Origin of the sequence: Micromonospora sp. DT31, from assembly GCF_049841795.1 — a bacterium.
GTDB lineage: Bacteria > Actinomycetota > Actinomycetes > Mycobacteriales > Micromonosporaceae > Micromonospora.
Genome location: NZ_JBNCKZ010000001.1, coordinates 766,566 through 778,412, shown reverse-complemented (window position 1 = coordinate 778,412; position 11,847 = coordinate 766,566). Strand labels below are relative to the sequence as shown.

9 protein-coding genes are annotated in these 11,847 nt (G+C 75.7%); 6 read left to right on the top strand and 3 right to left on the bottom strand.

Annotated elements, in window-relative coordinates; genetic code table 11:
• Positions 1-8 precede the first annotated feature (8 nt).
• Complete coding sequence (locus ACLQ2X_RS03500) at positions 9-1,343, top strand: glutamate mutase L (protein ID WP_425679439.1); 1,335 nt, start codon at positions 9-11, stop codon at positions 1,341-1,343.
• Positions 1,344-1,764: 421 nt separating this feature from the next.
• Here the strand turns inward: ACLQ2X_RS03500 and ACLQ2X_RS03495 are convergent, their stop codons facing one another.
• The 3 genes from ACLQ2X_RS03495 to ACLQ2X_RS03485 all read right to left on the bottom strand — a co-directional run bounded on the left by ACLQ2X_RS03495 (position 1,765) and on the right by ACLQ2X_RS03485 (position 6,696).
• Positions 1,765-2,547, bottom strand: coding sequence for an ABC transporter permease (locus ACLQ2X_RS03495; protein WP_425679438.1), 783 nt, complete (start codon positions 2,545-2,547; stop codon positions 1,765-1,767).
• Positions 2,544-3,518 carry an ATP-binding cassette domain-containing protein gene (locus ACLQ2X_RS03490; RefSeq protein ID WP_425679437.1) on the bottom strand — a complete coding sequence of 325 codons (975 nt, stop codon included), beginning with the start codon at positions 3,516-3,518 and terminating at the stop codon, positions 2,544-2,546. Before ACLQ2X_RS03490 ends, ACLQ2X_RS03495 begins: the two co-directional genes overlap by 4 nt.
• Before the next feature lie 67 nt (positions 3,519-3,585).
• On the bottom strand, positions 3,586-6,696 hold the full coding sequence (locus ACLQ2X_RS03485; RefSeq protein ID WP_425679436.1) for an AfsR/SARP family transcriptional regulator: 3,111 nt from the start codon (positions 6,694-6,696) through the stop codon (positions 3,586-3,588).
• Between the two features lie 166 nt (positions 6,697-6,862).
• On the opposite strand from ACLQ2X_RS03485, the gene ACLQ2X_RS03480 reads away from it, so the two are divergent.
• The 5 genes from ACLQ2X_RS03480 (at position 6,863) to ACLQ2X_RS03460 (ending at position 11,691) form a co-directional block, all read left to right on the top strand.
• Positions 6,863-7,687: a hypothetical protein gene (locus ACLQ2X_RS03480; protein WP_425679435.1), complete on the top strand. Its 825-nt coding sequence runs from the start codon at positions 6,863-6,865 to the stop codon at positions 7,685-7,687.
• A gap of 102 nt (positions 7,688-7,789) precedes the next feature.
• Positions 7,790-9,394 carry an apolipoprotein N-acyltransferase gene (lnt, locus tag ACLQ2X_RS03475; protein WP_425679434.1) on the top strand — a complete coding sequence of 535 codons (1,605 nt, stop codon included), beginning with the start codon at positions 7,790-7,792 and terminating at the stop codon, positions 9,392-9,394.
• A gap of 26 nt (positions 9,395-9,420) precedes the next feature.
• Positions 9,421-10,212, top strand: coding sequence for a polyprenol monophosphomannose synthase (locus tag ACLQ2X_RS03470; RefSeq protein ID WP_425679433.1), 792 nt, complete (start codon positions 9,421-9,423; stop codon positions 10,210-10,212).
• A 54-nt stretch (positions 10,213-10,266) separates the two neighbouring features.
• Complete coding sequence (locus ACLQ2X_RS03465; protein WP_425679432.1) at positions 10,267-10,803, top strand: FxsA family protein; 537 nt, start codon at positions 10,267-10,269, stop codon at positions 10,801-10,803.
• Between the two features lie 135 nt (positions 10,804-10,938).
• The gene (locus ACLQ2X_RS03460; RefSeq protein WP_425679431.1) at positions 10,939-11,691 is read left to right on the top strand and encodes an SDR family NAD(P)-dependent oxidoreductase; all 753 of its coding nucleotides are present in this window, start codon (positions 10,939-10,941) and stop codon (positions 11,689-11,691) included.
• The last annotated feature ends 156 nt before the right edge of the window (positions 11,692-11,847 follow it).

The window sequence follows — 11,847 nt, the reverse complement described above, 5'->3', positions numbered from 1 at the left end:
AGCCCGGCGTGAGCGTGGTCGTCTGCGCCGACGTCGGGTCGACGTACACGAAGGCGGCGGTGGTCGACCTCGACGCGGGTCGGCTGGTCGCGGCGGCGTCGGCGCCGACGACGGTGGGCACGGACGTGCTGCACGGCCTGGACGGCGCGGTCGGCGCGGCCTGCGCGTCGGCGGGCGTCGGTGAGGTGCCCTGGTACGTGTGTTCGTCGGCTGGGGGTGGGTTGCGCCTGGCGGTGGTGGGTTACGAGCCGCTGGTGACGGCTCAGGCGGGCCGGCGGGTGGGTCTGTCGGCGGGCGCGAACGTGGTGCACGTGGCGGCGGGTCGGCTCGGTGGGGCGGACGTGGCCGCGTTGCGGGCGGCCCGTCCGGACGTGGTGCTGCTGGTGGGTGGCACCGACGGTGGGGACGCCGACACGGTGACGCACAACGCGACCCGGCTGGCGCGGGCCCGGTGGCGGGTGCCGGTGGTGCTGGCGGGCAACGCCGACGTGCGCGAGGACCTGCACGCGCTGCTGGCGGCGGCGGGGGTGCCGGTGACGGTGGCCGGCAACGTGCTGCCGCGCATCGGGGTCCTGGAGCCGGGGTCGGCGCGGGCGGCGATCCGGGAGGTGTTCCTGCGGCACGTCATCGGTGGCAAGAGGTTGTCCCGGGGTGGCCGGTTCGCGAGGCTGGTCCGCGCGGCGACCCCGGACGCGGTGCTCACCGGTGTGGAGGTGCTCGCCGACACCCTCGGCGGTGACCTGGCCGTGGTGGATGTGGGTGGGGCGACCACGGACGTGTACTCGGTGCTCACCCCCGACGAGCGCGACGGCGGCCCGAGCCAGGAGGTCGCGGGGACGCTGTGGCGGGCGCGCACCGTCGAGGGGGACCTGGGCGTGCGGTGGAGCGCGCCGGGCGTGGTGCGGGCGGCCGTCGAGGAACGGCTGCTCGACGGCGGGGAGGAGCCGGTGCTGGCGGCCGCGGCGGCGGTCCGGGCCGCCGAGCCGGGGTTCCTGCCCGCCACGGACGGGGACCGGGCGGCGGACCGACGCATCGCGGCGTTGGCGGCGACCGTGGCGTTGCGGCGGCACGCCCGGGGCGCGGCCACCGGCGAGCGGGCCGGGCGTGACCTGCGGGCGGTGAAGCTGCTCGTCGGCTCCGGTGGGGTGTTGCGGCACGCCGACGCGCGGGACGCGGCGGTGGTGCTCGACGCGGTGCTCACCGACCACGCGGGTGGGTGGGCGTTGCCGCGTGCGGCCCGCCCGGTCGTGGACGTGGACTACGTGCTGGCCGCCGGTGGGCTGCTCGCCGGGGAGCATCCGGGTGCGGCGGCGGCGTTGCTGCGGCGGCACCTCGGTGGCTGACCGGCGTGCACCTATCGAGACGCGCCGACGCGACACGCCGTGTCGCAGCACACGACAGGCCCGGGTGGGTTGACAGCGGCGGGGGTGTACGCCGTACCGTCTTTGAGTCCTACCATGGGAAGCGGCTGTTGTTCGCTTCGTCCCTTCGTCCGCTGGCCGAGCGACCTCAGGTTGCGGCGGCCAGGTCCAGCGGGCGGGGGTCGGCGGGGCGGCGCGAACCGGTCGCGGTTACCGGTGTACGGGCAGGGTGAAAGGCACGGCCAGTAGACAACGGCCAGGCGGGGGCAGCCAGTCCACGTCGGGTCGGTCCGAAGGTCGGCGCCGATCGTCTTCGCCCCACCGGCCGGGGAGGGCCTGGGAGCATCGGGGCGCGGCTTCGGCCGCGCCCCGATTTCATCCCCCCTGACTCACCGGGCCGGTGTCAGCGGCCCAGCCGTCGGTAGCGGCGCACGGCCGCCGGGGCGGCCACCGCGATCACCGCCAGCGGCCAGGCGACCGCCAGTTCCAGGGCGTGCCGGGCCGGCCACGAGTCCCCGCCGAGGCCGGGGTTGCCGAACAGGTCCCGGGCCGCCGCCACGGTCGCCGACAGCGGGTTCCACGCGGCGATCGCGCCCAGCCAGTCCGGCATCAGCTCCGGCGCCACGAACACGTTGGACAGGGCGGTCAGCGGGAACGCCAGCGGGAACACCACCACCGCGACCGTGTCCGGGTTGGGCACGAGCAGCCCGAACAGGATGCCCATCCAGGTCAACGCGACGCGCAGCAGCAGGATCAGCGCCACCGCCGCCAGCGCCCGGCCGGTGCCCTCGTGCCACTGCCAGCCCACCAGCAGGCCGCACACCACGAGCGTGGTCATCTCCAAGCACGCCCGGATGAGGTCCGCGATGGCCCGTCCGGACAGCAGCGCCGAACGGGCCATCGGCAGGGACCGGAACCGGTCCATCACGCCCCGGCCGGCGTCCACCGCGATCCCCGACGCGGTCGCGCCGAGACCGTAGAGCATCGTCATCACGAACACCCCGGGCAGGAGGAACTCCCGGTAGTTGCCGTTGCCCGGCACGGCCATGCCGCTGCCGAACACGTAGCCGAACACCAGCACGAACATGATCGGCAGGGTGAAGTAGAGGATGATCTCCTCCGGGGCTCGGATGACGTGCCGCATGTTGCGCCCGGTCATCAGCAGGCCGTCGCCCAGTGCCCTCACGACGCCACCGCCGCCCGCTCGGCGTCGGCGTGGGCGCCGGTGAGGGCCAGGAACGCCTCGTCCAGCGTCGGACGGCGCACCAGCACGTCCTCCACGGCGACCCCGGCGTCGTCGAGGGCGCGCAGCACGGCGGTCAGCGCGGTGATCCGGTCGACCACCGGGGCGTCGACGCGGCGCAGCTCGGCGTCCACGGTCACCGCCGCCCCGGTGGCGCGTTGCACGACTGCCGACGCCGCCGGCAGGTCCGCCGCGTCGCGCACCACAAGCTGCAACCGGTCGGCGCCGATGCGCGCCTTCAACGCGGCCGGGGTGCCCTCGGCGACCACCCGGCCGGCGTCGATGACGCAGACCCGGTCGGCGAGGTGGTCGGCCTCCTGCAGGTACTGGGTGGTCAGCAGCACGGTGGTGCCGTCGGCGACCAGTTCCCGCACCGCCGCCCACAGGCCGTTGCGGCTGCGCGGGTCCAGTCCGGTGGTCGGCTCGTCGAGGAACAGCACCCGCGGCGGCACCACCAGGCTGGCCGCCAGGTCCAGGCGGCGGCGCATCCCGCCGGAGTAGCCGCCGGCCGACCGGTCGGCGGCCCCGGTCAGGCCGAACCGGTCGAGCAGTTCCTCGGCGCGGCACCGGGCCTGCCGGGCGGGCAGCCGGCGCAGCCGGCCGAACAGCACCAGGTTCTGCCGTCCGCTGAGCACCTCGTCGACCGCCGCGTCCTGCCCGGTGAGGCTGATCGCGGCACGGACCCGCTCCGGGGCGGTCGCCACGTCGTGCCCGGCCACCCGGGCCCGTCCGGCGTCGAAACGCAGCAGCGTGGTGAGGGCCCGCACCGCGGTGGTCTTGCCGGACCCGTTGGGGCCGAGCACCCCGTACACGGTGCCGGCCGGCACCGCCAGGTCGAAGCCGTCCAGGGCCGTCGTGCGGCCGTACCTTTTTCGTATCCCGTCGGCCAGCACGGCCGTTTCGTCGTCGGTCATGGCGGTAGCGTCACCGGCGTCGCTGACCGGCCGCGCACCGCGCCCGCACCGGAGGCCACCGCGCCGGTCAGCCTCCGTCGAGCAGCGCCAGCGCCCGTGGCCGGGGCAGTCCGGAGCCCCCGGCGTACGCGGTGGTGAACGCCGCATCCCCCAGGTGTTCCCGCAGCGTGCCGGCGGTCGGTGTGCCCGCCGGGGCGTCGGCGGCGGCGGTGCCTGCCAGCAGCGCCGCCGCCGCGCCCAACAGTCGCGCGGCCCGCTCGTGCTCGCCGGCGCGCAGCAGCGGCCCGGCCAGCCCGTCGGCCGCCGCGGCCACCACCGGCACGTCCCACACACCGTCGCCCGCGGTGAGGACCTGCCGGTAGTGGGCGCGGGCCCGCACCGGGTCGCCGGCGGCGTCGGCGAGCTGCCCGAGGGTCACCAGCGCCGCCAGCCGCACCACCTCGGCGCCGAACCAGCCCGACGGGCACTGCGCCACGGCCCGCTCGCACAGCGCCCGGGCCCGCTGCGGGTCACCGTCGCGGCGGGCGACCTCCCCGAGTCCCAGGTACGCGGCGGCGACCAGCTCCGGCGCCCCGGCCGGGCCGGCGATGCGGCGCACCCGCCGGTAGTCCTCGGCCGCGCCGGCCAGGTCACCGGCGAGCAGCCGCCCGTCGGCGCGGGTACGCAGCAGCTCCGCCAGGTCGATGGTGGAGCCGAGCTGCTCGGCCAGGCGCAGCGCCTGCGCCATCGGTTCGGCCGCCGAGGCGACGTCACCGGCGCGGTAGGCCGCCTCGGCGCGGGTGCTCAGCACGACGATCATTCCCCAGCGGTCGTTCAGGGCCCGGTAGCCGGCCAGCGCGGCGTCCAGGTCGGCGCGGGCCTGTTCGTGGCGGCCGTGCAGCAGGCTGACCATCGCCGTGCCCAGCAGACCCAACGCACGGCTCCACGGGTCGGCGCCGAGCAGCCGGTCCCGCAGGGCCCGCTCGTGCAGCGCCGCCGCGTGCTGCGGTGGCGGGGGGCCGCTGGCCATGCCGGACAGGTAGAGCAGGAACGGATGCCGGGGCGGGCGGTCCAGGCTCCACAAAATCCGGGACGCGGTGTCCACCGCACCACGGTCGCCGCCGCCGGCCAGCGTGGCGATCAGCAGGCCCAGCGCGTACTCCTCGGCCAGGCCGTCGGGTGGGCCGTCGAGCTCGTCGACGAGCCGCCGCGCCAGCGCCGCGCCCTCCCCGCGCAGGCCGCGCAGCCACCAGTAGAACGCCAGCGCCGCGACCAACCGCAACCCGGTGGCGGTGTCCGCGTGGCGCAGCGCCGCGTGCAGGTCGTCGCGGGCGGCGTCCAGGCGGCGCAGCCACCGGTCCTGGTCGCGGCCGCGCAGGCCCACGTCGCCGGCCAGCGCCAGATCCAGGAAGTACGCGGCGTGCGCGGCCCGCGCCCGTGCGGTGTCGCCGCGCTCGGCGAGCCGGGCGGCCGCGAACTCCCGGATCGTCTCCAGCATCCGGTAGCGCCCGCCGGCCGCCTCCACAAGCGACTTGTCCACCAGGTCGGCGAGCACGTCCACGACGTCACCGGTCCCGGGCGCGCACACCGCCTGCACGGCGGGCAGGTCGGCCGGGCCGGCGAACACGCTCATCCTCGCGGCCAGCAGCCGTTCCGGCTCGTCGAGAAGGTCCCAGCTCCACCCGACGACCGCCTCCAGGGTGCGGTGGCGGGGCGCGGCGGTGCGGTCGCCGCGGCGCAGCAGCCGGAACCTGTCGTCCAGGCGCGCCGCCACCTGCGTCACCGGCAGGGCCCGCAGCCGCGCCGCCGCCAGTTCCAGGGCCAGCGGCAGCCCGTCGAGGGTGCGGCAGATCCGCAGCACCGCCGGGGTGGTGGCGGCATCCAGGGTGAACCCGGGTGCCACGTCGGCGGCCCGGTCGGCGAACAGCCGCACCGCCGGGTACGCGGCCGCGGTCTCCGGTGGGCTCGGCGCGTCCGGGGTGGCCAGGCCGCCCACCGGGCACAACGCCTCCCCGGTGAGGCCCAGCGGCTCCCGGCTGGTGGCCAGCACCCGCAGTCCGGGCGCGGCGGCGAGGAGCCGGGCGGTCAGCCGGGCCGCGTCGTCCACCACGTGCTCGCAGTTGTCCAGCACCAGCAGCAGCCGCCGGTCGGCCAGCGCCGCCACCAGCCGGTCGGTGAGGTCGGCCGGTCCGCCCGGCGTGCGCAGGCCGGCGTCGCGCAGGTCCAGCGCGGCCAGCACCGCCGGCGCGACAGGCGCGCCGGGCGCCACCGAGGCCAGCTCCACCAGGCACACCGGCCCGTCGTGGCCGGAGGCGACGGTGGTGGCCAGCCGGGTCTTGCCGACGCCGCCCGGACCGTGCAGGGTGAGCAGCCGCGCCGTACCGAGCAGTTCGTGGACCCGCCGCAGCTCGTGTTCCCGGCCGACGAAGCTGGTCAGCGGGCTGGGCAGCCGGGCGGGCGGTGCGGCGTCGTCGCGCAGCAGCGCGGTGTGCAGGGCGGCCAGTTCCGTCGACGGGTCGGTGCCCAGTTCCTCGGCCAGCACCCGGCGCGCGTCGGCGTACACGGCGAGGGCCTCGGCGCGTCGGCCGGCGCCGTGCAGGGCACGCATCAGCAGCCCGTGCAGCCGTTCCCGCAGCGGCTGCGCCGCCACCAGGTCCCGCAGTTCGGCGATCAGCGGCGCGCCAGCCGGCGCCAGCGCCAGCTCCGCCTCGACGCGGTCCTCGACTGCGGCCAGGCGCGCCTGCCGCAGCCGGGCCGCCTCGGCATCGGCGAACGGCGCGTCGCGCACGTCCGCCAGGGGTTCGCCGCGCCACAGGGCGAGCGCGTCGCGCAGCAGCGCCGCCGCGCCGGCCGGATCACCGGCGGCCAGCGCGGCCCGCCCGGCCGCGGCCAGGCCGGTGAACCGGTGCACGTCCACCCGCTGCGGGTCCACGGCCAGCCGGTAGCCGGCCGGACCGAACTCGATGTGCGCGCCCGGCAGCAGCCGGCGCAGCCGCGACATCTGCGACTGCAGGGCGTTGGTGGCCTGCTCGGGCGGCCGGTCGCCGTAGACGCCGTCGATCAGCCGGCCGGGGGACACCGTGCGGTCGGCGTCGAGCAGCAGCAGCACCAGCAGCGCGCGCAGCCGCCCGCCGGTGACCGGCAGTACGCCGCCGTCGGCGGCGTACGCCTGCGTCGCGCCGAGCACACCGAACCGCATACGCCCGATTGTCGCCTGTCCGCGCCGCGCCCGTACAACGCCCCACACCGGTTCTCCCCCCGCGACGGCCCGGGCGGCCACCGCGATCAGCGCGACCTCCGAGCACAGACGCACCACGCCGGCTCAGGCGCTCTCCATGTCTGGGGGGCGGTCTAGTCTCACCGCCATGAGTTTTGGTCTCGTTCTGCTGCCCGAGCCCATCGGACCGTCCTCACTGGAGGGATCGGGCGGCGAGCGGAAGAACGCGGGTGAGCCGCCGGACCCGCAGGCGTGGGACGCCATAGTCGCCGGCGTACGGGACATTCTCGGTGAGGTGGTCGTGGGCCAGGACGGTCCGACCCGCTCGCTGGTCCACGAGCGCAGCGGCATCATCGTGCGCCACCGCTCCGGCGAGGCGACAGTCGACCTGCCGCGCTGGCCGGACCACGAGGAGGATGGCAGGCGGCTCGTCCAGGACGTGTACCGGATCGGACACGTGGTGGCGGATGCGACGGGCCTCGTCGGCTACGCCCCGCAACTGGGCGTGCCGCTGACCGAAGCCGAGTCCAGAGTCGATGACACCCTCGACGCGCTCGTCGAGAACGACCTGACATGCGTATGGCCACGCGAAGGTTGCGTGGTCTACTTCACCGGGCCCGCCACCCTCGCCGACGCCGCGCAGTGCCTGAAGCACATGGAGGTGGCCGAGGAGGGCGACCGGTTGACCGTGCAGTGGCACGGGGGTCCACGGATGGAGATGACCTTCGACGCGGGGCCGGGGATCGCCGCCGAGGCCGCCTACTTCGCCGAGGAGCGCGGAGTCCCCGAGCTGGCCGCCTGCGATCGCCGGTTCCTGGTCACCTTCGACGATCTCGACGAGGTGCTCGATGAGATCAACACCCTGATCGACGTGCAGCTGTGGCTCCAGTCCCTCACGAAGGGTCACGTGCTCTACTCCTGGAACGACGAGGTGTCGCCGCCGTTCGACGACGACCCGATCGGCGGCAGCTGACGGCGCGGCATCCACGCGCGGGTGGTGGCACGCCCCACACCGGTTCGGCCGCACGGCGGTCCGGGCGGGTAGCCTTCGGCCCGTGATCGTGGGGAGATGCCGGTGACGACGCTGGACCGGGAACAGCCGAGTGCCACCGACGGGGCACCCGGCGCCGGCGGCACTCGTCCCCTGCCGCTGACGCTGGCGGTGCCCGCCGCCGTGCTGGCCGGGGTGGCGCTGCTGCTGGCGTTCCCGCCGTACGGGGTGTGGCCGTTGGCGCCGGTGGGGGTGGCGCTGCTGGCCGCCGCCGCGCACCGGCGGCGGCTGCGCGCCGGCGCCGGGCTGGGTTTCCTCACCGGGGTGGCGTTGTTCGCGCCGCTGCTGGAGTGGACCAACCTGCACACCGGCTACCTGCCGTGGGCGTTGCTGTCGCTGTTGCAGGCCGGCTACCTGGCGCTGCTCGGCGCCGCCACCGCCTGGGTGTCCCCGTTGGCCGCCCGGCGCCGGTCGGCGTGGCCGCTGCTGACCGGTGTGCTCTGGGTCGGGCAGGAGGCGCTGCGGGACCGCACCCCGTTCGGCGGGTTCCCGTGGGGGCGGCTGGCGTTCAGCCAGGACACCTCCCCGTTGCTCAAGCTGGCGGCCCTGGGCGGTGCCCCGCTCGTCACCTTCGCCGTCGCCGTCGCCGGTGGGCTCCTGCTCGCCGTGGCATGGCGGGACTGGCGGCATGCACCCGGGCAGTGGCGGCCGGTGGCCGGGCTGACCGCCGCGCTGGTGGCGTTGCTCGCCGCCGGCGCGGCCGTGCCCACCGGGGTGCGCGGCGGCGGGGACACCGTCACCGTGGCGATCGTGCAGGGCAACGTGCCGCGCCTCGGGTTGGACTTCAACGCGCAGCGGCAGGCCGTGCTGAACAACCACGTGGACGCGACCCTGGAGCTGGCGCGTCGGGTTGCCGAGGGCGGCCAGGATCGCCCCGACGTGGTGGTGTGGCCGGAGAACTCCAGCGACATCGACCCGCTGCGCAACCCGGCCGCCGGTTACCGCATCTCCCAGGCCGCGGACGCGATCGGCGCGCCGATCCTGGTCGGAACGGTGCTGGTCGGGCCCGGTCAGGGTGAGGTGCGCAACGCGGGGCTGCTGTGGCGGCCGGGGACCGGCCCGGATCTGGACCAGGTGTACACGAAACGCCATCCGGTGCCGTTCGCCGAGTACGTGCCGTTGCGCTCCATCGCCCGCAAGGTCAGCTCCCAGGTCGACCGGGTCCGGTCCGATTTCGTCGCCGGTGACCGTCCCGGCGTGCTGAACGCCGGCCCGGCGGTCCTCGGTGACGTCATCTGCTTCGAGGTTGCCTACGACGGCCTGGTCCGCGACACCGTCACCGGCGGGGCGCAGCTGCTGGTGGTGCAGACCAACAACGCCACCTTCGACGTGGCGGAGGCACGCCAGCAGCTGGCGATGGTGCGGTTGCGGGCGGTCGAGCACGGCCGGGCGGCGTTGATGGCCTCCACGGTCGGGGTGTCCGGGTTCGTTACCCCCGAGGGGCGGGTAGACGGCGCGACCGGGTTCAACACCGCCGCGGTGGTGGTGCGGCAGATGCAGCTCGGGGACGGGCGTACCCCGGCCACCACGGCCGGGGTGTGGCCGGAGGTGGCGCTCACGGCGCTCGCGGTCGCCGTCCTGCTCGGGGCGGCCGTGTGGCGCCGACGCCGGGAGGTCGTTCCCGGCTGAGCGCAGGAGCGGGAGGCGGTGCGACGGTGGATGTGGCAGCCGGCAGGCCGACGGTCGACCAACCCGGGGTGGGGCGGGTCCTGGTGGTCATCCCCACCTACAACGAAGCCGACAACGTCGAACGGATCGTGACCCGGGTACGCGCGGCGGCCCCGGCGGTGGACGTGCTCGTCGCCGACGACAACAGCCCCGACGGCACCGGTGGGCTCGCCGACGCGCTGGCCGGCGGGGACCCGCGGGTGAACGTGCTGCACCGGGCCGGCAAGGAGGGTCTGGGCGCGGCGTACCTGGCCGGGTTCGCGTGGGCGCGGGAGCGCGGCTACGACGCGGTGGTGGAGATGGACGCCGACGGCTCGCACGCCCCCGAGGACCTGCCGGCGCTGCTGGACGCCGCCCGCGACGCCGACGTGGTGATCGGGTCGCGGTGGACGCGCGGCGCGCGGGTGCTGAACTGGCCGTGGCGTCGGCTGCTGCTGTCGCGGGTGGGCAACCTGTACGCGCGGGTGGCGTTGGGGATGCCGGTCAGCGACGCCACCGGCGGCTTCCGGGTGTACCGGGCCAGCGCGCTGGACGCCATCGACCTGGGCTCGGTGCGGTCCCAGGGGTATGCGTTCCAGGTGGAGTTGTCCCGCCTGGCGCACCGGGCGGGGGTGCGCATCGTGGAGGTGCCGATCACGTTCGCCGAGCGGGAGCACGGGGACAGCAAGATGAGCCCGCTGATCGTGGCGGAGGCGTTGTGGCGGGTCACCCGCTGGGGCGTGGGGGACCGTCGGGCGGCGCTGCGGGGCCGCCCGCGAGCGTTGGCCCGCTGGCCGTGAGCGGGGGCGTGTCATGCTGGAGGAGCGTGATGACAGTCGGGCCGATGAGGTGAGATGCGCCGAGGATTGAAGTTCGTGCCGGTGGCCCTGCTGCTGCTCGCGGTGCTGGAGTTGACCGTTTTCGTCCTTGTCGGGCGGGCCGTCGGGTTCGGTGTGGCGGTGCTGCTGGTGTTCGCGGCCTCGCTGCTGGGCCTGGTGCTGCTGCGCCGGGAGGGCATGCGGGCGTGGCGGGGGTTCCGGGCCGCCGCGCAGGCCGGCCGGCCGCCGGGGCCGGAGGTCACCGACGGGCTGGTGGGTCTGCTGGGTGCGCTGCTGCTGGCGTTGCCGGGCATGTTCAGCGGCGTGGTGGGGTTGCTGCTGCTGGTGCCGCCGCTGCGTCGGGTGGCCGGTGGCGGGGTGCGCCGGGCCACCGAGCGGCGGGTGTCGTCGATGGTCGCCGGTGACCTGTTCGGGCCGCGCCGGGTGCGGGTGTACCGGGGCGCGTCGCAGCCGACGCACACCCCCACGTCGCCGCCCCCGTCCGCGCCGGCCGCGCCGCCGACCGCGGTCGAGCCGGGGCCGGCCATCGAGGGTGAGATCGTGGACCGCTGAGCCGACGGACGGTCGACCCGCGAGGTCGGGGAGACCGCGATCGCCCCGGGCGGCCGACTTCGGAGCCAGGCCCACGCAGGTCCGGGCGTCCGAAACCCGTTGTTCCGGCGGCCAGGGTTGCACCATGATCGTTGAATGAGCGTCAGAACAGTTCTCGTGACCGGGGGCGGCTCGGGCATCGGCGCGGGCATCGTGTCGGAGCTTGCCGCTGCCGGCTACCAGGTGGCCGTCGTCGATCGCCACGAGGAGGGCGCCAGCCGGGTCGCCGAGCAGGTGAGAGCCGCCGGCGGCAGCGCCGTGCCCGTCACCGCCGACGTCGGTGACGCGGACGCCGTGGCCAGCGCCGTGGCCCAGGTGTGCGGGCACTTCGGGACGGTCGACGTTCTGGTGAACAACGCCGGCTTCGCGCGCGACAACCATATTCTGGACATGCCGATCGAGGACTGGGACTCGGTGCAGTCCACGCACCTGCGCGGCAGCTTCCTGATGCTCCGGGCCGTGGCTCCGCTGATGAGCGCCCGACGGTGGGGTCGCGTCGTCAACATCTCCAGCATCTCCGCGCTGGGGGACGACGAACGGGTGAACTACGTCGCGGCCAAGGCCGGCCTGGAGGGATTCACCCGGGCGGCTGCCCTGGACCTCGCCTCCCACGGCATCACCGTCAACGCCGTGGGACCGGGTGTCATCCCCACCGCGATGACCGATGTCAGCGCGGCGCGTGCCGGCCGCAGCCGGGACGAGCATCTCGCCGCCCTGGCCGCACAGATCCCCCGCGGGCGCGTGGGAACGCCGCACGATGTGGCCCGAGCGGTTCAGTTCTTCGTCGCCGAGGACGCGGACTTCGTCACCGGCCAGGTCATCTACGTCAGCGGGGGCCCGCACGGCTGAGACGGATCCGCTGACCGGGTGATCCGCTCCGCGAGCGGTTCCTCGTCAAGCGTGGGCGGGTCGGTGGTGGGCGCGAACGAGGCGGGGGGGGCCGCCGGGGGGGTGGGGGCGCGCGGGCCCCCCGGCCGGGCGGGGGGGGGGGGGGCGCCGCGCGCA